Consider the following 20,489-nt stretch of genomic DNA (forward strand, 5'->3'; position numbering starts at 1 on the left):
GGTGGAGCGGATGATGCGGGACGCGAAGATCACGCAGATCTACGAGGGCACCAACCAGGTCCAGCGGATCGTGATGGCCCGCAACCTGCCGTAACCGGAGCCGGCGACCTGGGCACATGGCCCCCGAGCTCGTGCGCCCCGAGCTGGTGACCCGTGAGCCGGTGCCCCCTGAGCTGGTGACCCTGAGTCGGTGACCTGAGATCATGGATAAACCCTACAAAGAGCTCGTGGTCGAATCGGTTGCGCTGCACATCTGAATGACCATCAATGCCCTGGCACAGTGGCAGATGAGTCCGCGACTCCCCGTGCTCACCGGCGCGGGGAGTTGTGGCTCTCTCACAATCTCCACAACAAGCAGGGGGTTCGGTCGATGAGTGCTGACGACGACCGCGTGGTGGTCACCGGGCTCGGCGCGACGACGCCGCTCGGCGGGGACGTCGCCTCGACCTGGGCCGGGATGCTGGCCGGGCGGTCGGGCATCCGGGCGATCGAGGACGAGTGGGCGGCCGGGCTGCCGGTGCGGATAGCCGGGCGGCTGGCGGTCGAGCCGTCCGAGGTGCTGGACCGGGTGCAGGCCCGGCGGATGGACCGCTGCGAGCAGGTGGCGCTGATCGCCGCCCGGCAGGCCTGGGCCGACGCGGGCACGCCCGAGGTGGATCCGGAGCGGCTGGCCGTGGTGATCGGCACGGGTACCGGCGGCGCGCTCACCATGCTCGGGCAGGACGACGTGCTGGAGGCCTCCGGGGTCCGCAAGGTCTCCCCGCACACGGTGCCGATGCTGATGGCGAACGGCCCGGCGGCCTGGGTCAGCATCGAACTGGGCGCGCGGGCCGGCGCGCACACACCGGTGAGCGCCTGCGCGTCCGGCGCCGAGGCGATCGCGATGGGCCTGGACCTCATCCGGCTCGGCCGGGCGGACGTGGTGGTCGCGGGTGGCGCCGAGGCCTGCGTCTGCCCGCTCACGCTGGCCGGGTTCGCCCAGGCCAAGGCCCACTCCACCCGCAACGACGAGCCCGAACTGGCCTCCCGTCCGTTCGACGCGGGCCGGGACGGCTTCGTGATCGGTGAGGGGTCGGTGGTGGTCGTCCTGGAGCGGGCCGGGTTCGCCGCGGCCCGGTCGGCCCGGGCGCACGCCACGCTCGCCGGCGCGGCGGTCACCTCGGACGCGTTCCACATCACCGCGGCCGCGGCCGAGGGCCAGGTCCGGGCGATGCGCCGGGCGGTGGCCGAGGCGGGCCTGGCGCCGGCCGACATCGCGCACGTGCACGCCCACGCCACCTCGACCCCGCTGGGCGATCTGGTCGAGGCCGAGTCGGTGGTCGAGGCGATCGGGCTCCACCCGGTCGTCACGGCGACCAAGTCGATGACCGGCCACCTGTTCGGCGCGGCCGGGGCGATCGGCGCCCTCGCCGCCGTCCTCGCCCTGCGCGACGGCGTGGTCCCGGCCACCCGGAACCTCGACACCGTCGACCCGGCCGTGAAGCTGGACGTGGTCACCGGTGCCCCGCGCCGGGGCGCGCTGACCGCCGCGCTCACCAACTCCTTCGGGTTCGGGGGCCACAACGCGACGCTGGTCTTCACCCCGGCGCCGTGAGGTCCGGCGGGGGCCCCGGGAGGCCCGGCTCCGGGCAGTGGGGGGCGGGCCCGGCGAAACCCGGGAGACGGTTCGCCGGGCCCGACCTAGGGTGGTCGCCATGTCTACGTCATCGCCGACCCTCCGACTGGAGAAGGTCACCCCCGCCACCATCGACGCCGCGCTCGAACTGAAGGTGCGCCCGGACCAGGAGCAGCTGGTCTCGCCGGTCGCCAAGTCCCTGGCCGAGGCGTACGCGCACGGCGACACCGCCTGGCCCCGGGTGCTCTTCGACGGCGACCGCGCGGTCGGGTTCGTGATGGCGTTCTTCGACATCGCCTTCCGGCCCGACCGGCCCGGAGACCGGCTCCGCTCCGGTCTCTGGCGCCTCAACATCGCCGCCGACGAGCAGGGGCGGGGCTACGGCCGCTTCGCGGTCGAGCAGGTCTGCGCGGAGATCCGCCGCCGCGGCGGCGACCGGGTGACGGTCACCTACGTGCCCGGCGACCACGGCCCGGCCGCGTTCTACCGGCGCCTCGGGTTCCGCCCCACCGGCGAACTCAGCGGCGACCAGGAGGTGGCGGAACTCGACCTCTCCGGCGCCGAGCCCTCGGGCGCCTGAGGCCGGCGGGCGGAAGTCAGGCCCGCCGGTGCCCGCCGAGCCGGGGGGCGGGGGCCGGAGATCGGGCCGTCCGAGGTGTCCCCGTTAAGAGTGCGGAGCAGGAAGTCGGCCCGGCCGACTTCCTGCTCCGGCGGTGCGCGGGGCTTCAGCCCAGCAACAGGTACTTGGTGGACGGGACACCCTGGGTGTAGCTGCAGTCGGTGTTCTGGGTGCTCTGGCTGTACGTGAACCCGGACGGGACGGTGCACGCCCAGAGGCCGTTGACCGGCTTGCGGAGGTGGAAGGTGGTGGCCTGGACGCCGGGCTGGAGGCTGCACGCGCTCGTGTAGGTGATCCGGTCGTAGGTGAACGCCGGGGTGCCCATACAGGCGGTGAGGCCGTCCACCGGCGTCCGCAGGTGGTACGCGTTGGAGGTCACGCCGGGCTGCTGGCTGCAGGCGCTGCCCCAGGTGATGGCGTCGTAGACGAACCCGGGCGAGCTCTTGCAGGCGGTCAGTCCGTCGACGGGCGTCCGCAGGTGGAACTGCGGTGCGTTCCAGCTGCCGGAGCTGCACGTCCGGTTCATGGCCACCTGGTCGTAGACGTACCCGGCCGGGACGTCACACGCCCAGGCCCCGTCGAGTCCGGTGGTGGCCGCGGCGGCGGTGGTCGCGGTGGCGGCCCCGGTGAGCAGGAGCGCCAGGGCCGCGAAGGCGGCCAGGAGCAGGCGGATCGGGCCGGTGCGGGCGGTGCGTGCGGTGGACATGGGTCTCCCGGGGAAGCGGTCGGTGACATGGGATCGCACGGTGGCGCCGGGCGCGTGCGCGCCCGCTGCCGCCGCCGGTTCTAGCACGGACGGCCGCGCCGCCACCCCGGTACGGCGGCCCGGTCGGTCGCGGCGACCACCGCCGTCCACTCCGGCCCGTGTCGGGGCTCCGACCCGCCTCAGCCGATCAGCGCCGCCGCCTCCTGCCGCGCCTGGCGCAGCCACTGCGCGCGGACGGCGTCGGCCGAGTCCGTCACCGTGCGGAAGACGGTCCGCCGCACGTCCGTCACGCCGACGTAGGGCAGCACGCAGGCGGCCCAGATCCGCTCCAGCGGATCACCGAACTCGGCCCGCTCGCGTTCCTCCGGGGTGTCGGAGGTGTTCAGCACCAGGGCCCGCCCGGCCCGGAGCAGCCCGGCCGGCTCGCCGTCCGCCGTGCCGAGCTTGTACGCCACGCCGGGCACGAGCACCCGCTGCACCCACCCGGTCAGGACGGCCGGCGGCATGCCCCACCAGTTGGGGTGGATCAGGACGAGCGCGTCCAGGGTGGCCACCTCCGCCCGGTGCAGGGCCAGTCGCGGATCGGCCGGCTCCGCCGCGGCGTCGACCGTCCCGGTCTCCCCGGCGGCCAGCGCGGGTTCGAACCCCTCCGCGCAGAGATCGTGCGCGAGCACCTCGTGGCCGCGTCCGCGCAGTTCGTCCACCACGGCGTCGAACAGCGCGTGGTTGAAGCTGCCCGGTCGCGGGTGCGCCAGATAGACGCCGATCCGCCCCGTCTCCGTCGTCACGCTCATGTCCCGTTCCCCCCTTGTCGGTTGACCTGAGGGCGATGCTAGGGGACCGCCCGGCGGGGTGCGGGCCCGGGACCTGGCCGGACTCCCCGCGCGAGCGTGCCGCCGGGGACCGCCACCGCCATCGGGACCACCCCGGTCGCCCTGCCACCCGCCGCCGGCCCCTGTCGAGGCCGGTCCGGAGCCGCGGCACGCCCGGCGACCGGACGATTTACGGGGCCGTCGCGCGTACCGGGGGGCGGCATGCCATGATCCCTGCATGGGTTCCAACGTTTACTTCGACATCACCATCAACGACGAGCCGGCCGGGCGCATCGTCTTCAAGCTCTTCGACGACATCGTCCCGAAGACCGCCAAGAACTTCCGCGAGCTGGCCACGGGCGAGCACGGCTTCGGCTTCAAGGGCTCCTCGTTCCACCGCGTCATCCCGGGCTTCATGCTGCAGGGCGGTGACTTCACCCGCGGTGACGGCACCGGCGGCAAGAGCATCTACGGCGAGAAGTTCGCGGACGAGAACTTCACCCTCAAGCACACCAAGCCGGGCCAGCTCTCGATGGCCAACGCGGGCCGCAACACCAACGGCTCGCAGTTCTTCATCACCACCATCGTGACCGACTGGCTGGACGGCAAGCACGTCGTCTTCGGCGAGGTCGTCGAGAACCTCGACCTCGTGACGAAGATCGAGTCCTACGGTTCGCAGAGCGGCCGTACCTCGGCGAAGATCACCATCGCCGACTCGGGCATCGTGGCCTGAGGTCCGACCCCCTGACGAGCCCAGGAGCAGGAAGTCGGCCGGGCCGACTTCCTGCTCCTCGCACGTCCCGGCCCGGTACGACCGGCCGCGCGACCTGAGCCCTACGTCCAACGACCGATGGCCCGGCTCCCCGCCGGCCCGCTGGAATGGACACCGTGGATCACCCCCCGGCCGTCGACGGCCTCACCGACACCCAGGTGGACGCCTACCTGGCGCGGATCGGCCTGCCGCGCCCCGGCCGGCCCTCGCCCGCCGCCCTCGCCGAGCTGCACCGCGCGCACCTGGGCACCGTGCCCTTCGAGAACCTGGGCATCGGGCTCGGGGAGCCCGTCGTCCTCGACCCCGGCACGCTGTTCGCCAAGCTCGTCACCCGGCGCCGCGGCGGCTTCTGCTACGAACTCAACGGCCTGTTCGCCGAGCTCCTGAGGGCGCTCGGCTACCGGGTGGACCTGCTCGGCGCCCGGGCCTTCGACGGGGACCGGCCCGGCCCGCCGTTCGACCACCTCGCCCTGCGGGTCGACCTGGCCGAGCCCTGGCTGGCCGACGTCGGCTTCGGCCGGTTCAGCCACTTCCCGCTGCGCCTGGACGAGCGCGGCCCGCAGCGCGAACCCGGCGGCGAGTTCACCCTGGTCCCGCACGCCGACGACGAGCTCGACGTGCTGCTGGACGGCCGGCCGGAGTACCGGCTCGGCCTGCGCCCCCACCGGCTGGCCGACTTCGTGCCGACCTGCTGGTGGCAGACCACCTCGCCGGACTCCCACTTCACCCGCTCGTCGACCTGCTCGCGGCTCACCCGGGACGGCGGCCGGATCACCCTCGGCGGCGTCCGGCTGATCCGTACCGGCCCGGACGGCGTGCGCACCGAGGAGGACCTCGACGAGGCCGGCGCCCTGGCCGCCTACCGCGAGCACTTCGGCATCACCCTCGACCGCCTGCCGGTGCCCCCGGCGCCCGCCGCCCGACCGCGGCCGGAGGATACCTAGGCGGTGCCGCCCGGCCGCCTGGCGTCCTCCCGCAGCCCCAGGCGGTGACGGCGGCGGTGGATCAACGCGGTGACGAGAGACGTCCACTCATGGTGGCCGGCCCGTCGCAGCGCCTCACGGAGGCCGGCGGTGTCACTTCACGTCCGGTACGGCGGTGTCGTTCTTGAAGGCGTCGAAGACCTGCTTGGCCTTGGCGCTGTCCCACTTGACCGCCGACTCGCCGGTGTTGGTCCGGAAGTCCGGGTTGGCGATCGGGACGGTGATGCTCTTGCCGTCGCCGCCGTTGACGTCCTTCATGGCGAGGAAGAGCGAGCCGAGGTCGGTCAGGCCGGCGTCGTCGTCGACGATCAGGGTGCCGAGGCCGGAGTCCACCAGCGGGTAGAAGGTGAACGGGTTCAGCACGGTGGCGGGGGAGGCGGCCTGCTTGGCCAGCGCGCCGAGGAACTTCTGCTGGTTGCGCATCCGGCCGAGGTCCTGGTCGGCCATCTGGTGGCGCTGGCGCACGAAGGCGAGGGCCTGGGTGCCGGTCAGGCTCTGGCAGCCGGCCTTCAGGTCGAGGCCGGAGTCCTTGTCCTTGACGTCCTGGTCGATGCACATGTCGACACCGCCGACCGAGTCCACGATGCCCACGAAGCCGGCGAAGCCGATCTCGGCGTAGTGGTCGATGCGCAGGCCGGTGTTGAGCTCGACGGTCTGCGCGAGCAGCTTGCCGCCGCCCGACGCGAAGGCCGAATTGATCTTCGAGGTGGTCGCCTTGACCGGCTTCCCGTTGTCGCCGGTGTGCTCGGGGATCGGCACCCAGGAGTCGCGCGGGATGCTCATCAGGGTGTTCCCGCCGTCCCCGATGTGCAGGATCATCATCGAGTCGCTGCGCTTGCCGCCGGCGTGGCCGGTGTGCAGGTCCTCCTCCTGGGAGTCGGAGAGCCCGTTGCGGCTGTCGGAGCCGACGATCAGCCAGTTGGTGCCCTTCCCGGCGGCGGGGCGGCCGGGGTAGTCGGCGAGCACGTTCTCGTGGTTCAGCTTGGAGTCGGCCCAGAACCAGGTCGAGACGGCGGTGACCATGACGGCGATCAGGACGCCGAACACCGACCACTTGACGATCCGGCGCCGCGGCCAGCGCGAGGGCCGGGCGGCGGGCGGCTGGGTACCGCCCGGGGTTATCGGCCCGCCGGGCGCGCCGGGACCGCCGGGCGCCCCCTGGCCCTGCGCGGGCACGCCGGGACGGCCGCCCGGCTGCCCGTACGCCTGGGGCTGTCCGTACGACTGCGGCTGCCCGTAGCCCTGCGCGGACCCGTAGCCGGGCGCCTGGGCCGGCTGCGCCTGGTCGTACTCCTGCGGCCGTCGCGGCGCCGGGGCCCCCGGGCCGCGGGGGTTCAGCCCAGCCGGCAGCGGCGGCTCGGCCGCGTTGCCACCGCCGCGCCCGTACGCGCCGCCGCCGTTGCCACCGCCGCCCGGGCGGCCCTCCTGCCACGTGTTCATGTGGGAGAGAATGCCCGACGCCGGGTGCGGTGACTCCCCCCGGGGCCCCCACCGGGGCCCTTGTAGCAGTTTTGATGCACGCGCCGGATCGTTCCGCCGCACGTTCCCGCGCGGGTGCGCGGCGGGCTCACGGCGGGCTCACGGCCGACCCACGGAGGGTGGCGGACGGCGCCGCGCCGGCTGCCGCCGCCGCCCCCGTCCGACCGCCGCCCGTCTCACCATCCGTCTCACCCTGTGTTCACCAGCCGGAACGATCCTTGACCGGTTCGAACAGCGCGTGTTTGCATGACTGCCATGGATCAGCGATGGACCCTCACGCGTCGGCGGCACGTCGACCTTCAGCGTGTGTCCTGTTCGCTCTGTCGTGGCTGACGCGCGCCCGTCGAACCCTCTCCTCCCCGCACACCCCTCTCCAGCGTTTCCCGCCGCCCGCGTGGCGTGCTCTCCGCTGTCGTAGCGCCGTCCCCGCTTCCTGCCCCGAGGTGAACCCATGGCCACCGTCCTGTCCGTTTCCGGCTCGCCGTCCGCGACCTCCCGCACCACCCGCCTGCTGCGCCACGTCGACGCGCAGCTCGAAGCCCGAGGTCACCGGGTCGTCCCGTTCGAGGTGCGCAGTCTGCCCGCGCACGCCCTGCTCTCGGCGGACTTCTCCCATCCCGAGATAGTCGCCGCGCTGGAGCTCTTCGCCCGGGCGGACGGCGTGGTGATCGGCACGCCGGTCTACAAGGCGGCCTACTCGGGTCTGCTGAAGACCCTGCTCGACGTGCTGCCGCAGTACGCGCTGACCGGCAAGGCCGTCCTGCCGCTGGCCACCGGCGGCTCCACCGCGCACGTGCTGGCCGTCGACTACGCGCTGCGTCCGGTGCTCAGCTCGATGGGCGCCGGCCACATCACCCAGGGCTGGTTCGTGCTCGACCGTCACATCACCGTCCGGGAGGACGGTGCGACCGTGATCGAGCGCGAGACGGACGTGCTGCTCACGCCCGTGGTGGAGGCCTTCGCGACGGCGCTGGAGCGGCTCGCCACTCCGGCCTTCGCCGGCTGACGGGGCCTGCGGCACGGTCCCGTACGGGCCGACCCCGAGAAGGGTGGCGGCGACCCCTAGGGGGAGGGGCGCCGCGCCCCGTACAACTACGGTTGGGCCGCTTCATACCGGCGGATGACGAGCGGTTCGCTCGCCGCTCCTAACGTGGATCACATCCCCGCTCGTGCGGATCAGGACCGAGGTTCCGGTGAACCGGAGGGTCCTGGACACACCGGGTGGGTGGGGCTGACTACCGGTCAAGAACGCTCTCCTGCACCATTTCGCGGGCAGGTGGGAGCGACGAGGCTGGAGTCAACGGGTGGGCCCACTTCTGAGGAGAATCCAGTGACGACGGCAGCAGCAGCCGTGTACAACCCCCAGCTTCCCGGCGGCGCCGTCGCCGCCTCGGCCCGTCAGGTGACCAAGGCCTACGGCACGGCCGAGACCAGGGTCACCGCACTGAACGCGGTGGACGTCGACATCCAGCGCGGCCGCTTCACCGCGATCATGGGCCCCTCGGGCTCCGGCAAGTCGACCCTGATGCACTGCCTGGCCGGCCTGGACACCGTCACCGACGGCCGGATCTGGATCGGCGACACCGAGATCACCGGCCTGAAGGACAAGCAGCTCACCAGGTTGCGCCGGGACAAGATCGGCTTCATCTTCCAGGCGTTCAACCTCCTCCCCACGCTGAACGCGCTGGAGAACATCACGCTCCCGATGGACATCGCCGGCCGCAAGCCGGACACCGCCTGGCTGGACCAGGTCGTCGAGACCGTCGGCCTGGCCGGCCGCCTCAAGCACCGCCCGGCGCAGCTCTCCGGCGGCCAGCAGCAGCGCGTCGCGGTCGCCCGGGCCCTGGCCGCCCGCCCCGAGATCATCTTCGGCGACGAGCCCACCGGGAACCTCGACTCCCGGGCCGGCGCCGAGGTGCTGACCTTCCTGCGTCGCTCGGTGGACGAACTGGGCCAGACCATCGTCATGGTCACCCACGACCCGGTGGCCGCCGGCTACGCGGACCGCGTGCTCTTCCTCGCGGACGGCGTCATCGTCGACGAGATGCACGCCCCCACCGCCGACTCCGTCCTCGAACGCATGCGCCGTTTCGACGGCAAGCGCACGAGCTGAGCGGGGACCGGGACATGCTGCTCAAGACCTCACTGAGAACCTTCCTCGCCCACAAGGGGCGGATGGTGCTCTCGCTGCTCGCGATCGTCCTCTCGGTCGCGTTCGTGTCCGGCACGCTGGTGTTCTCCAACACCGCCACCAGCACCTTCGACCGGCTCTTCGCCTCGACCGCCTCCGACATCTCCGTCCAGCCCGCCAAGGCCGGGATCGACGGCGACGACGACGCCCCCGGCGGCAAGGTGGCGACCCTCCCGGTCGACACCGTGCAGCGGATCGCCGCCACCCCGGGGGTGCGGACCGCGGTCGGGCAGGTGTTCACCCAGGACGCCGTCCTGGTCGACCCGGCCACCAACAAGGCGATCGGCCCGACCAGCGGCGCGCCCACCCTGACGGGCAACTGGACGGAGACGCCGCGCAATTCGGTGGAGATCACCTCGGGGCACACCCCGCAGGGCGCCGACCAGGTCGTGCTGGACGCGGACACCGCCAAGAAGGCCGGCCTCGGCCTCGGCGGCAAGCTGCGGGTGATCGCCGGCAGCGGCAAGCACGACTTCACCATCGCCGGCATCGCGACCTTCAAGACCACCAACCCGGGCGCGGCGCTCGCCTTCCTGGACACCGCGACCGCCCAGCAGGTGCTGCTCGGCACCACCGCGTACACCTCGGTCGAGGCCTTCGGCGACGGCACCCGCACCGACGAGCAGCTGAAGGCGGACGCCCTCGGCGCGCTCGGCGGCGGCTACCAGGTGAAGACCGCGGCGGAGCAGAAGGCGGAGAACAACAAGGACGTCGGCTCCTTCCTCGGCTTCATGAAGAACGCGATGCTCGGCTTCGCGCTGATCTCCGCCCTGGTCGGCGGCTTCCTGATCATCAACACCTTCTCCATGCTGGTCGCCCAGCGCACCCGGGAGATCGGGCTGCTGCGCGCCATCGGCGGCAGCCGCAAGCAGGTGAACCGCTCGGTGCTGATCGAGGCGCTGATCCTCGCGGTGCTCGGTTCGACCATCGGCCTCGGTGCCGGCCTGGGCCTGGCGGCCGGTCTGATCCAGCTGATGAAGGCCATCGGCATGAACCTCAGCGCCGCGGACCTCCAGATCACCGCGGACGTGCCGATCGCCGGTTACGCCCTCGGCATCGTGGTCACGCTGGTCGCGGCCTGGTTCCCGGCCCGCCGGGCCGCCCGGATCGCCCCGATGGCGGCCCTGCGCGACCACGGCACTCCGGCCGAGGGCCGCTCCAACCTCGTGCGCACGGTGATCGGCCTGGTGCTGACCGCCGGCGGCGGCGGCCTGCTCGTCCTGGCCGCCAAGGCCGACAAGGCGGCCACCGGCGGGCAGTACCTGGGCCTGGGCGTGCTGCTCACCCTGATCGGCTTCGTCGTCCTCGGTCCGCTGCTGGCCACCAGCGTGGTCCGGGTGCTCGGCGCGCTGCTGCCGGCTCTGTTCGGCCCGTCCGGCAAGCTCGCCCAGCGCAACGCGATGCGCAACCCGCGTCGGACGGGCGCCACCGCCGGCGCCCTGATGATCGGCCTCGCGCTCGTCATCGGTGCCTCGGTCTTCACCTCCTCGGTGATCAAGTCCACCAACGAGCAGATCGACACGTCGGTCGGCGCGGACTACATCATCTCCGCCGGCCGCACCGGTCTCACCCCCGAGATGGTGAAGGCGGCCGAGAACACGCCGGGCATCGCGCACATCACCCGTCAGCAGTTCGTACCGGCGCTCCTCACCACCCCGGACGGCAAGACGGCCAAGGAGGGCGTGTCCGCGGTCTCGCCGAGCTTCACCGCGGACTTCAAACTCCCGGTCAAGTCCGGCAGCGCGGACGCGCTCGGCCAGGGCGCGATCGTGGTCGGGGAGACCTACGCCGCGGACCACGGTCTCAAGGTCGGCGACCGGATCGGCATCGACTACGGGAAGGGCCGCGCCCAGACCCTGCCGGTCGGCGCGATCCTGACCAAGGGCAACTCGCTCTTCGACGGCAACTACTTCATCGGCCTGGACACCCTCGGCAAGGCCGTCCCGGTCGCCGACCAGGGCAATGACGCGGTCGTCTTCGGCAAGGCCCGGCCCGGTTCGGACGTCGCCGGGACGCTCACCGCGCTGGAGTCCTCCTTCAAGGAGTACCCGCAGGTCACCGTGCGGGACCAGGCCGGCTACAAGGACCTCGTCCAGGAGCAGGTCAACTCCCTGCTCTACATCATCTACGGCATGCTCGGCCTCGCGATCGTGGTCGCGGTGCTAGGCGTCGTCAACACCCTGGCGCTCTCGGTGGTGGAGCGGACCCGGGAGATCGGCCTGCTGCGGGCGATCGGGCTCTCCCGGCGTCAGCTGCGCCGGATGATCCGGCTGGAGTCCGTGGTGATCGCCCTGTTCGGCGCGATCCTCGGGACCGGTCTCGGCCTGGCCTGGGGCATCACCGGTCAGCGGGTCCTCAAGGACCAGGGGCTGGAGACGCTGGCCGTCCCGACCGGCACGATCGTGGTCACGCTGGTCGCCTCGGTGGTCATCGGCCTGGTCGCGGCTCTCGTACCGGCCTTCCGGGCCGGTCGGATGAACGTCCTCGCGGCCATCGCGACGGACTGACCCCCGGATCGGGGGATCGGGGGAGGGCAGGGGCCGGGTGCGTCACAGCACCCGGCCCCTGCCGGCGTTCCCGGCGCCCAGGCCCGGCAGCACGAGACCCGGGCCTGCGGGCCTACGGGCAGACGATGTCGGACGCCTTCTCGGCCGCCACGGTGGCCGACGGGGTCGCGGCGGGCGCCGGGGCCGGGGGCGGCGGCAGCGGTGCGACGGTGGCCGCGGCCGGGCTCGCGCCCGGGGCGGCCGGGTAGTCCCCGCCCGCGTACACCTGGAGGGTGGGCCCGAGGCCGGGGACGGCGGTCGACTCGGCGCCCGGGAGCGCGGCGGCCAGCGTCCGGGCGGACTCGGTCCAGCGCGGGTCGTAGCGGACCACCGTCCGGCCGGGCGCCGTCCCCGCCGGGGCGTTCGACGGCGCGCCGGTGGTGGCGAAGCCCGCCCGCCGCAGGTCGCCGTCGACCCGGGCGCCCAGACCGGGCACCCCGGCCGCGTTGAACACCTGGACGTGCACCTGCTCGGGGGGCACCGCGGCCGGGGCGACCGGGGTCGCCGCGGCGCTCGGCGCGGTGGTCGCGGCGCCGGGGGAGGCGGCCCCGCCCGGTTCGGGCTCGTCGGCCGGGGCCGGGCCCGCCGCGCCCGCCGCGGCGTTCAGCGGCCGCCCGGCCCGCACGGCGTCGAACAGGGCCTTCGCCCCCGCCTGGTCCCAGAGCACGGTCGAGCCCCAGCCGGCCACCTGGTGGTCCAGCTTCGCCAGCGGCACGGTCGCGAAGTCCGCGCGCCCCGCCGAGAGCTCCCTCAGCCTGGACGCCAGGGTGATCAGGTCGTCGGTGGTGAGGTCCTTGTCCGCCTTCACCGAGCCGAGCAGGCTGTCCGTCAGCCGGGCCAGCCGGACGGGGTTGAACAGCGTGCCGCTGTCGGTCACCTGGTGCAGCAGCTGGGCGACGAACTTCTGCTGGCGGTGCATCCGGCCGAGGTCGGCGCTGCCGTCCACGTGCCGGGCGCGGACGTACCTGAGCGCGCCGGCGCCGTCCAGGGTGCTGGTGCCGGCCGGCAGGTCGAGGCCGGAGTAGTCGTCCTTGAGCGGCTTGTTGGTGCAGACCCGCACGCCGCCGACGGCGTCCACGGCGGAGACGAACCCGGCGAAGTTCACCTGGAGGTAGTGGTCGATCCGCAGCCCGGTGTTCTGCTCCACGGTGGCGACGGTGAGCTGCGGCCCGCCCATCCCGAACGCCGCGTTGACCTTCCCCTTGCCGGCCGGGACGTCCTTGCGGGTGACCTGGTCCCGGTGGGCGGGGATGTCCACGTAGGAGTCCCGGGGGATGCTGATCACGCTGGCCCGGGAGCCGTCCCCGGCGACCTGGACGATCATCATGGTGTCGGTGCAGTGGCAGGACTCGCCCCCGGCGTGCAGCACCTCCTTGAGCGTCTTCTCCGGGATGCCCTCCCGCTCGTCGGTGCCGACCAGCAGGAAGGTGGTGGAGCCGTCGTCGGCGGGCCGGGCCGCGTCGCCGCTGAAGGCGTCCACCCGGTCGATCGAGCCGAGGCCGTGCAGGACCGCCCAGCCGCCGCCGGAGGTGGTGAGGACGCCGAAGGCGATGCCGGCGGCCAGTCGGCGGGGCCAGGCACGGCGCCGTCCGGGCACGGCGGAACGGGGGGAAACGGGCATCTCTCGGATGGTAGGGGCGGCCCGCTCCGGGGCCGGTGAGGGCGCGCCGGGGGCGGAGAGTACGGTGGGCCCGAGCGGCGAATCGTTCCTTCGGCGCCGGGGGCGGCACGTCGCCCAGACCGGGACAAGACGGAGACCGGTCCGCACCGGTACGGTTGGCCCCGATGAACACCAAGGCTGCTGAGGAGCTGCCGGCGGTCTCCGTGATCATGCCGGTGCTCAACGAGGAACGACACCTGCGCACGGCCGTCCGGCACATCCTGGAACAGGACTACGCCGGGCCGATGGAGGTGGTGATCGCCCTCGGTCCGTCCTCCGACCGGACCGCGCAGATCGCCGCCGAACTGACCGCCGAGGACGCGCGGGTCAGGACGGTGGAGAACCCCACCGGCCGCACCCCCGCCGGGCTGAACGCCGCGATCCGCGGCTCCAGCCATCCGATAGTGGTCCGCGTCGACGGGCACGGCCTGCTGACCCCCGGCTACATCACCACGGCGGTCCGGCTGCTCGGCGAGATGGAGGCCGCCAACGTCGGTGGCATCATGCACGCCGAGGGCGAGACCGAGTGGGAGAACGCCGTCGCCGCCGCGATGACCTCCAAGATCGGGGTCGGCAACGCGGCCTTCCACACCGGCGGCCTGGCGGGCCCGGCGGACACCGTCTACCTCGGGGTGTTCCGGCGCGAGGTGCTGGAGCGGCTCAGCGGGTACAACGAGGAGTTCGTCCGCGCCCAGGACTGGGAGCTCAACTACCGCATCCGGCAGGCGGGCGGGCTGGTCTGGTTCACCCCGCAGCTGCGCGTCACCTACCGTCCCCGGCCCACCGTGCGGGCGCTGGCCAAGCAGTACAAGGACTACGGCCGCTGGCGCCGGGTCGTCACCCGCTACCACAAGGGCTCGGTCAACTTCCGCTACCTCGCCCCGCCGGCGGCCTTCCTCGGCGTGACCCTCGGGCTGGTGCTCGGCGCGGCCGTCCACCCGGCCTTCCTCGCGGTGCCCGGCGCCTATCTGCTCGGCATCGTCGGCGGTGCGCTGGTCGAGGGCCGCGGCCTCTCGGCGAAGGCCAAGGCGCTGCTCCCGGTGGCCTTCGCGACCATGCACCTCAGCTGGGGCTTCGGCTTCCTCACCTCGCCGCGTTCGCTGGCCCGCCGGGTGATCGCCAGCCGGTCCCCGGCGACCGCCGACGTGGTCGCCGAGGCCCGCTGACCCGATCCGGCCAATCCCCCCGACCCGCTCTCACCGCCCCCGCCCCGACGCTATCGTCGGGCGCCATGGGGACAGTTGAGGGCGGGTCCGTCGTCGGTGCCCGGGTCGAGGCGACCGCGGACGTGGACGGCCGGGCGGTGCTCGGCGCCGGGACGACCGTCTGGCACCTGGCCCAGGTGCGCGAGGACGCGGTGATCGGCGCCGACTGCGTCATCGGGCGCGGCGCCTACGTCGGCCCGGGCGTGCGGATCGGGGACCGGGTCAAGCTGCAGAACCACGCGCTGGTGTACGAGCCCGCGGTGGTCGAGGACGGCGTGTTCATCGGCCCGGCGGCCGTGCTCACCAACGACCTCTACCCGCGCTCCGTCGACGTCGACGGCCGGCTCAAGCGCGGCGACGACTGGCACGCCCGCGGGGTGACCCTCCGGGAGGGCTGTTCGATCGGCGGCCGCGCGGTGCTGGTCGCGGGGGTGACGGTCGGCCGCTGGGCGCTGGTCGCGGCCGGCGCCGTGGTGCACCGGGACGTCCCGGACTTCGCCCTGGTGGCCGGTGTCCCGGCCCGCCGGATCAAGTGGGTCGGCCGGGCCGGCGAGCCGCTGGAGCCGGACGGCGGGGACGGCTGGCGCTGCCCGCGCACCGGTGAGCGCTACCGTGAGACGGACGGCCTGCTCGCCCCGCGCTGAGGGTCACTTGGCGCAGACGTCGGTGTCGTCCGCCTGGACGCGCTGGAGGTCCTTGGGCGCCTCGGTCGGCGCGACGGACGGGACGGCGTTCGCGGCGGCCAGGACGTCCTTGCCGAGGACCACGGCCAGCCCGTCCCTGCTGCCGGCCTTCGGGTCCTCCCGGACCGCGTCGGCCGGCAGTCCGAGGGAGGCGGCCAGCGCGGCCGCCTCGGCAGCCTTGCCGGCCGGGTAGGACACCGAACTGCTGGGCGTGGCAGTCGCGTTGGGGGCGGTGGCGGCCTTCGCGAAGCCCTGGGCCCGGAGCTTGTCGACGGCCTGCTGGGCCTGCCCGGGCGTCCCGCTGCCGTTGTGCACCGCGACCCGGACGTTCTTGGCGTCCACCGCGGCGGCGGTGGCCGTCGGCGAGGGCGCGGCCGCCGTCGGCGCGGCGGCGGCCTCGGTGGCGCCGGCCCCGGGCGCGGCCGGGGCGGCGGCGTTCCCGGTCAGCGAGCGGTCCTGGGCGACCAGCGAGAACACCTGCCCGGCGTCCGGCTGCTTGAGCACCAGCCGGTCCTTGTCCTTCGGGTCGTCCAGCACCGGCGCGGTGGTGAAGGTGATGTTCTTGGTGTCGACCTTGCTGATGTCCAGCGCCAGGTCCTTCAGCTTGTCGACGCTGCCGATCCCGTCGTCCACGGTGAGCGCCTTGGTGGCGGCGTCGGCGAGCTTCCACAGCTTGGTCGGGCTGGTCAGGGTGTCACTGCTCTTGATCGAGCGGATCATCGAGCTGATGAACTGCTGCTGCAGCGGGATCCGGGTGAGGTCGCCGCCGAAGCCGACGGCGTGCCGGGTGCGGACGAAGGCCAGCGCCTCGTCGCCCTGGACGACGTGCCGGCCCTTGCTCATCCGCAGGTGCGAGTCCGCGTCGTTGATGTCCTTGGCCGCGCACACCTCGACCCCACCGACGGCGGTGGAGAGCGTTTTCACGGCGTCGAAGTTGACCATCACGAAGTGGTCGACCCGGATTCCCGTCGCCTTCTCGACGGTCTTCCAGGTGCAGCCCGGATCGCGGCCCTCCTGGCCGAGGCTCTCGTTGAACATGGCCCGCGCGGAACCGGGGATCTTCTTGCCGCCGGTGTTCTCGCAGTCGGGGATCGGCACCATCAGATCGCGCGGAATGCTGATCACGGTGGCGTTGCTGCGGTCCTTGGCGACGTGGAACAGCAGGGTGGTGTCCGCGTGTCCGGTGCTGCCCTCGTCGCCGTACTCGCGGCCCAGGCCCTCGCGGCTGTCGGTGCCGATGACCAGGATGTTGAGCGCGTCGCCGGCCGCCTTGGGCCGCTCCGCCTCGCTGCCCAGCTGCACCTTGACGGCGGTGATGTTGTTGTTGAAGTGCTGGTACGCGTAGTAGGCCCCGCCGCAGCCGGCCACCAGGACCAGCGCGCCGACGCCGGCGGTCCACTTCAGCACCCGCCGGCGCGGGCGCTCGGCGGCGGCCTGGCGGCGGCGGGCGGCCCGGCCGCCGGTGTGCGCGGCCCCGGGGGCGGCCTCGGCGGCGGCGCCGGGCGTCCGGCGGCGCTGGACCGGGATGCCCGCGGCCTGCTCGGACCGGGCCTGCTCGGACCGGTACGGCGCGCCGTGGGCCGGCGGGATCCACGGGTCGGCGGGGTCGGTCTCCTGGCTGTCCTGCTGCACGGGGTTCCCTCCCTCCGACCGGTCCTCGGGTGGCGCACGGGCTGCGCGCCGACCCGGACACACTAGACGAGTCGAGTACGGGAATTGTTCCTGGTGTGATCTCCGCCATGTTCGGGAACCGCAATTCACCAGGCACATCGTGTTCCGGTGAATTTCCCTCAAAGCCATTCCGGGTCATGATCTGTACACAAAAGGGTGACCCTGACCAGGTGGTCAATGGATCGCGCAGCCGTCCATGTCCGCGGTGCGTCCCTCGAACGAGGGCGCCGTGGTCGCGGTGGGTGACGCACCGGCGGCCCGGTCCGATCCGGCCTCCGCCGTCACCGCCCCCGAGGGTCCCGGGCTCGCGCCCGCCACCGCCGACGGGTCGGGGGAGCCCGGCGGGCGGACGGTGATCGAGCGGTCGTCGCGCAGCGCCGTGAACAGCTGGGTGGTCAGCGGCTGTACGAACTCGTCCCGGTCCGAGTCGAAGCGGTACGGGCGGCGCGGCGCGGTCAGGAAGACCGCGTCGGCGGACGGGATACCGCGCAGGTCCTGGGTCAGGTCGTAGAGCGCGCCGAGCGAGGAGAGGCCGCCGTCGGCCCGGACCGAGGAGGTCGCCGCGTCGAGCACCGGCCAGAGCCGGGCCGGGTTCAGCAGCACCCCCTGCGACTGGACCTTGCGGATCAGGGCGGCCAGGAACTGCTGCTGACGGCCCATCCGCTGGGTGTCGCTGCCGTCGCCGAGGGTCTCCCGGGCGCGGACGTAGCCGAGCGCCTGTTCGCCGCGCAGGGTCTGCCGCCCGGCCGGCAGGTCCAGCTTGGCGTCCTTGTCGTGGATCGCCTGCGGGACGCACACCTCGACGCCGTCCACGGCGTCCACCATCGTCTTGAAGCCGTGGAAGTCGAGGATCACGTAGTGGTCCATCCGGATGCCGCTCAGCTGTTCGACGGCCCGGATCGAGCAGGCCGGGCCGCCGGTCTCGAAGGCCGAGTTGAACTGCGCCAGCACCTGCCTGCTCCGGGTGCCGTCCGGCTTCTCGCAGACCGGCACGGTGACCATGACGTCGCGCGGGATGGAGACGGCGGTCGCGTGCTTCCGGTCCGCCGCCAGGTGCAGCAGGATCGTGGTGTCCGAGCGCTGGCCGCCGGCCTCGCCGTACGTGGCATTGGCACCGGTGCGGTCGTCACTGCCGATCAGCAGGATGTTCTCGGCGCCCTTGGCCCCCGCGGTGCGGCTGGGCCGTTCGGCCTCCAGCCGGGCCAGCAGCTGGTCGGTGGCGGAGTCGGTCCGGATGTTGCCGTCCAGCTTGCGGTAGGCGATCCAGAGCACGGTGCCGCAGGCGACCAGCAGGAGGGCGAGGACGCCGGCGGTGATCATCAGCCACCGCCGGCGCCTGCGCCGGGGCCTGGTCGGGAAGTCCGGGGCCGCGGGCTCCGGGTCGGGGGAGTCCCGGTCCGGGGAGCCCGCGGTCGCGCGGGCGTCCCCGGTCGGGGGGTTCTCGGTCGGGGGGTGCTCGGTGTCGTCCTCGGCCATGGCAGGGATGCCTACCCGCCGGGCCGGAGCCGGGGGTTAGCCGAGGCGCAGTGTCACCCGTTCGGACTCGGTCCGCTTCTCCCACTGCTCGGCGCTCAGGCCCTCCGAGTTGCGGCAGAGCACCACCGAGGCGCCGGCTGCCAGCGGCGCCAGCAGACCGGCCTCCAGGCCCGCCCAGTCCTGGTAGGAGAGGGTGGAGAGCACCCGGTCGCCGGCCGTGATGCCGAGCCGGGCCGCGCCCTCCCGGGCCAGCTGGACGGTCTGGTCGCCGGTCAGCTTCAGCGGCAGGCCGTCGATGCCGGTCTCCAGCGCGGGCGCGTCCGGGGTGACGGGGGAGTACGGCGCGAAGCGGTCGCCCTGGCCGGGCACCTCGGCGGCGTAGTCGAGGAAGCCGTCCGGGCGCTGGGGGAACCGGCCGCCCAGCGGACGCAGGGCGAGGGCCACCCGTTCGCCCTCGCAGGCCTGGGCGGCCTCCAGGCCGTCCGGTCCGCTGACCACCAGGTCGGCGTCGGCCGGGTCGCCGGCCGGCACCGCCGTCACACCGACCGACCAGCAGGCGAGCAGCCAGACGGCGCTCTGCCAGTGGGCGGGCAGCAGGAGGGCGGCGCGGTCACCCGGACCGGCGTTCAGCTCGTCCTGGAGCAGGTTGGCTGTCTTGGCCACCCAGTTGTCGAAGGTCCGGGCGGAGAGTTCCACCCGTTCGCCGGTGGCGTCGTCGTAGAAGGTGACCAGCGGAGCCGCGGGGTCGACTGAGGGAGTGCCACCTCGCAGGAATGCGTGCAGCAGCTCGACAGGGGTTCGGGCATCGGCAGCGAAAGGCGCAGTCATGGTGCGCCCCAGCCTACGGCCTTCGGGTGGGCGACCGGGAGGGGTGGCGGACCCTGCGCAAGGTGGCATGGCGGGTGCGGTGTTTTGCCCTGAACATCCCTTTTATGGGTATCTCTTTGCCGGCCGCCGCACTCGCCGGCTGCACCGCCGTCCTGCTCCTCCAGCCCGTTCCGGCCGCGGCCGCCGCCGATCCCGCCCAGCAGCGCCGCACCTCGGCCGGCGGCGGCTCGGTCACCTCGCTGCCGTTGGGCGCCGACCGCGCCCTGGCGCCGCGCGCCACCCGCCCCTTCGAGCTGCTCGGCGTCGGCTGGAACGGCCCCGCCCGCTCGCTCGACGGCGGCTCCGTCCGGGTCCGCACCAGGGACGCCGCCACCCACGTCTGGGGCGACTGGCAGGTGCTGGAGGCGGACGGCGAGGACGGACCGGACGCCCCGGGCGGCGGAGCGACGGCGCCGCTCTGGACCGGTCCGAGCGACGGCGTGGCGGTCCAGGTCACCGCCGGCCCCCGCGGCCTGCCGGACGGCCTGCGGCTCGACCTGGTCGACCCCGGCCAGGGCGCCGCCGGGGCCGCCGGCCGGACGCTGCCCGCCGAACCGCCGGACGGGCGCCGGGCCGCCCGGCCCGCCGTCGTCACCCGGGCCGGCTGGGGCGCCGACGAGTCCCTCCGGGACCCGCAGGTCGAGTACACCGGCCCGGTCCGGGTGGTCTTCGTCCACCACACCGCGACCGCCACCGAGTACGACTGTGCCGACGCGCCCCGGATGATCAGGGCGATCTACCAGTACCACGTGCGGAGCAACGGCTGGCGGGACATCGGCTACAACTTCCTGGTCGACCGCTGCGGCACCCTCTACGAGGGCCGGGCCGGCGGCGCCGAGCTCGCGGTGCACGGCGCGCACACCCTGGGCTTCAACACCGACTCGGCGGGCGTCGCGGTGCTCGGCACCTTCGTCACCGACACCCCGCCGCCGGCCGTACCGGACGGGCTCGCCCGGCTCGCCGCCTGGAAGCTCGGGCTGGCCGGCCAGGACGCCGGCGGCCGCACCCAGCTGGTCTCCGGCGCCGACGGCACCCGCTACCCCAAGGGCACCACCGCGACCTTCGACGCCGTCTCCGGCCACCGCGACGCGGTCGCCACCGAGTGCCCCGGCGCCACCCTCTACCCGCTGCTCCCCGCCGTCCGCACCCAGGCGGCCGCGCTGCAGAGCGCCGCCCGCCCGGCGGCCCCCTGGGCCCGCTGAAC

General features: G+C 73.5%; 19 protein-coding genes. 12 read left to right on the forward strand and 7 right to left on the reverse strand.

What is annotated here, in order from left to right; translation table 11 throughout:
• From ABZ497_RS31390 to ABZ497_RS31400, 3 genes are all read left to right on the forward strand, one after another.
• The coding region (locus tag ABZ497_RS31390; RefSeq protein WP_132919430.1) for an acyl-CoA dehydrogenase family protein at window positions 1–94 on the forward strand (94 nt) is incomplete at its 5' end.
• A 276-nt stretch (window positions 95–370) separates the two neighbouring features.
• Complete coding sequence (locus tag ABZ497_RS31395) at window positions 371–1,594, forward strand: beta-ketoacyl-ACP synthase II (protein WP_359810157.1); 1,224 nt, start codon at window positions 371–373, stop codon at window positions 1,592–1,594.
• 100 nt (window positions 1,595–1,694) lie between these two features.
• Window positions 1,695–2,195: a GNAT family N-acetyltransferase gene (locus tag ABZ497_RS31400; RefSeq protein WP_359810160.1), complete on the forward strand. Its 501-nt coding sequence runs from the start codon at window positions 1,695–1,697 to the stop codon at window positions 2,193–2,195.
• A gap of 145 nt (window positions 2,196–2,340) precedes the next feature.
• Here the strand turns inward: ABZ497_RS31400 and ABZ497_RS31405 are convergent, their stop codons facing one another.
• Window positions 2,341–2,940: a hypothetical protein gene (locus ABZ497_RS31405; RefSeq protein WP_359810163.1), complete on the reverse strand. Its 600-nt coding sequence runs from the start codon at window positions 2,938–2,940 to the stop codon at window positions 2,341–2,343.
• Between the two features lie 179 nt (window positions 2,941–3,119).
• Window positions 3,120–3,734 carry an NAD(P)H-dependent oxidoreductase gene (locus ABZ497_RS31410; RefSeq protein ID WP_329487942.1) on the reverse strand — a complete coding sequence of 205 codons (615 nt, stop codon included), beginning with the start codon at window positions 3,732–3,734 and terminating at the stop codon, window positions 3,120–3,122.
• 256 nt (window positions 3,735–3,990) lie between these two features.
• On the opposite strand from ABZ497_RS31410, the gene ABZ497_RS31415 reads away from it, so the two are divergent.
• Both ABZ497_RS31415 and ABZ497_RS31420 read left to right on the forward strand, forming a co-directional pair.
• Window positions 3,991–4,485, forward strand: a complete 495-nt coding sequence (locus tag ABZ497_RS31415; RefSeq protein WP_329487941.1) for a peptidylprolyl isomerase — start codon at window positions 3,991–3,993, stop codon at window positions 4,483–4,485.
• Between the two features lie 155 nt (window positions 4,486–4,640).
• The gene (locus ABZ497_RS31420) at window positions 4,641–5,468 is read left to right on the forward strand and encodes an arylamine N-acetyltransferase (RefSeq protein WP_359810167.1); all 828 of its coding nucleotides are present in this window, start codon (window positions 4,641–4,643) and stop codon (window positions 5,466–5,468) included.
• A gap of 132 nt (window positions 5,469–5,600) precedes the next feature.
• Here ABZ497_RS31420 and ABZ497_RS31425 read toward each other — a convergent pair whose 3' ends face one another.
• Complete coding sequence (locus tag ABZ497_RS31425; RefSeq protein WP_359810170.1) at window positions 5,601–6,947, reverse strand: LCP family protein; 1,347 nt, start codon at window positions 6,945–6,947, stop codon at window positions 5,601–5,603.
• 294 nt (window positions 6,948–7,241) lie between these two features.
• Here ABZ497_RS31425 and ABZ497_RS31430 point away from each other — a divergent pair, with 294 nt between their 5' ends.
• From ABZ497_RS31430 to ABZ497_RS31445, 4 genes are all read left to right on the forward strand, one after another.
• Entirely contained in the window at window positions 7,242–7,319 is a 78-nt protein-coding gene (locus ABZ497_RS31430) for a putative leader peptide (RefSeq protein ID WP_359810240.1), read from the forward strand.
• 118 nt (window positions 7,320–7,437) lie between these two features.
• Entirely contained in the window at window positions 7,438–7,992 is a 555-nt protein-coding gene (gene ssuE, locus ABZ497_RS31435; RefSeq protein WP_329487938.1) for an NADPH-dependent FMN reductase, read from the forward strand.
• A gap of 324 nt (window positions 7,993–8,316) precedes the next feature.
• Window positions 8,317–9,099 carry an ABC transporter ATP-binding protein gene (locus ABZ497_RS31440; RefSeq protein ID WP_359810173.1) on the forward strand — a complete coding sequence of 261 codons (783 nt, stop codon included), beginning with the start codon at window positions 8,317–8,319 and terminating at the stop codon, window positions 9,097–9,099.
• 14 nt (window positions 9,100–9,113) lie between these two features.
• Window positions 9,114–11,684, forward strand: coding sequence for an FtsX-like permease family protein (locus ABZ497_RS31445; RefSeq protein ID WP_359810176.1), 2,571 nt, complete (start codon window positions 9,114–9,116; stop codon window positions 11,682–11,684).
• Window positions 11,685–11,796: 112 nt separating this feature from the next.
• Here ABZ497_RS31445 and ABZ497_RS31450 read toward each other — a convergent pair whose 3' ends face one another.
• A complete protein-coding gene (locus ABZ497_RS31450) occupies window positions 11,797–13,344 on the reverse strand; it encodes an LCP family protein (RefSeq protein ID WP_359810179.1) in 1,548 nt (515 codons plus the stop codon).
• Window positions 13,345–13,508: 164 nt separating this feature from the next.
• Between ABZ497_RS31450 and ABZ497_RS31455 the strand changes: the two genes are divergently transcribed.
• Together ABZ497_RS31455 and ABZ497_RS31460 are read left to right on the forward strand one after the other, a co-directional pair.
• Window positions 13,509–14,549, forward strand: a complete 1,041-nt coding sequence (locus ABZ497_RS31455; RefSeq protein WP_359810182.1) for a glycosyltransferase — start codon at window positions 13,509–13,511, stop codon at window positions 14,547–14,549.
• 65 nt (window positions 14,550–14,614) lie between these two features.
• Window positions 14,615–15,232: an acyltransferase gene (locus ABZ497_RS31460; protein WP_329487934.1), complete on the forward strand. Its 618-nt coding sequence runs from the start codon at window positions 14,615–14,617 to the stop codon at window positions 15,230–15,232.
• A gap of 3 nt (window positions 15,233–15,235) precedes the next feature.
• Here the strand turns inward: ABZ497_RS31460 and ABZ497_RS31465 are convergent, their stop codons facing one another.
• The 3 genes from ABZ497_RS31465 to ABZ497_RS31475 form a co-directional block, all read right to left on the reverse strand.
• On the reverse strand, window positions 15,236–16,903 hold the full coding sequence (locus ABZ497_RS31465; RefSeq protein WP_359810185.1) for an LCP family protein: 1,668 nt from the start codon (window positions 16,901–16,903) through the stop codon (window positions 15,236–15,238).
• 213 nt (window positions 16,904–17,116) lie between these two features.
• Entirely contained in the window at window positions 17,117–18,418 is a 1,302-nt protein-coding gene (locus tag ABZ497_RS31470) for an LCP family protein (protein WP_359810188.1), read from the reverse strand.
• 36 nt (window positions 18,419–18,454) lie between these two features.
• Window positions 18,455–19,246 carry a TIGR03089 family protein gene (locus ABZ497_RS31475; protein ID WP_352289068.1) on the reverse strand — a complete coding sequence of 264 codons (792 nt, stop codon included), beginning with the start codon at window positions 19,244–19,246 and terminating at the stop codon, window positions 18,455–18,457.
• 104 nt (window positions 19,247–19,350) lie between these two features.
• On the opposite strand from ABZ497_RS31475, the gene ABZ497_RS31480 reads away from it, so the two are divergent.
• Entirely contained in the window at window positions 19,351–20,487 is a 1,137-nt protein-coding gene (locus tag ABZ497_RS31480) for a peptidoglycan recognition protein (RefSeq protein ID WP_359810191.1), read from the forward strand.
• The last annotated feature ends 2 nt before the right edge of the window (window positions 20,488–20,489 follow it).

Source organism: Kitasatospora sp. NPDC005751 (assembly GCF_040630835.1).
Lineage (GTDB): Bacteria > Actinomycetota > Actinomycetes > Streptomycetales > Streptomycetaceae > Kitasatospora.

What these genes read in the sequence shown, in the direction of transcription:
- ABZ497_RS31395 (WP_359810157.1), top strand. Translation starts at nt 371, where the DNA reads ATGAGTGCTGACGACGACCGCGTGGTGGTCACCGGGCTCGGCGCGACG.
- ABZ497_RS31400 (WP_359810160.1), top strand. Translation starts at nt 1,695, where the DNA reads ATGTCTACGTCATCGCCGACCCTCCGACTGGAGAAGGTCACCCCCGCC.
- ABZ497_RS31405 (WP_359810163.1), bottom strand. Translation starts at nt 2,940, where the DNA reads ATGTCCACCGCACGCACCGCCCGCACCGGCCCGATCCGCCTGCTCCTG.
- ABZ497_RS31410 (WP_329487942.1), bottom strand. Translation starts at nt 3,734, where the DNA reads ATGAGCGTGACGACGGAGACGGGGCGGATCGGCGTCTATCTGGCGCAC.
- ABZ497_RS31415 (WP_329487941.1), top strand. Translation starts at nt 3,991, where the DNA reads ATGGGTTCCAACGTTTACTTCGACATCACCATCAACGACGAGCCGGCC.
- ABZ497_RS31425 (WP_359810170.1), bottom strand. Translation starts at nt 6,947, where the DNA reads ATGAACACGTGGCAGGAGGGCCGCCCGGGCGGCGGTGGCAACGGCGGC.
- ABZ497_RS31430 (WP_359810240.1), top strand. Translation starts at nt 7,242, where the DNA reads ATGGATCAGCGATGGACCCTCACGCGTCGGCGGCACGTCGACCTTCAG.
- ssuE (WP_329487938.1), top strand. Translation starts at nt 7,438, where the DNA reads ATGGCCACCGTCCTGTCCGTTTCCGGCTCGCCGTCCGCGACCTCCCGC.
- ABZ497_RS31445 (WP_359810176.1), top strand. Translation starts at nt 9,114, where the DNA reads ATGCTGCTCAAGACCTCACTGAGAACCTTCCTCGCCCACAAGGGGCGG.
- ABZ497_RS31450 (WP_359810179.1), bottom strand. Translation starts at nt 13,344, where the DNA reads ATGCCCGTTTCCCCCCGTTCCGCCGTGCCCGGACGGCGCCGTGCCTGG.
- ABZ497_RS31455 (WP_359810182.1), top strand. Translation starts at nt 13,509, where the DNA reads ATGAACACCAAGGCTGCTGAGGAGCTGCCGGCGGTCTCCGTGATCATG.
- ABZ497_RS31460 (WP_329487934.1), top strand. Translation starts at nt 14,615, where the DNA reads ATGGGGACAGTTGAGGGCGGGTCCGTCGTCGGTGCCCGGGTCGAGGCG.
- ABZ497_RS31470 (WP_359810188.1), bottom strand. Translation starts at nt 18,418, where the DNA reads ATGGCCGAGGACGACACCGAGCACCCCCCGACCGAGAACCCCCCGACC.
- ABZ497_RS31475 (WP_352289068.1), bottom strand. Translation starts at nt 19,246, where the DNA reads ATGACTGCGCCTTTCGCTGCCGATGCCCGAACCCCTGTCGAGCTGCTG.
- ABZ497_RS31480 (WP_359810191.1), top strand. Translation starts at nt 19,351, where the DNA reads ATGGGTATCTCTTTGCCGGCCGCCGCACTCGCCGGCTGCACCGCCGTC.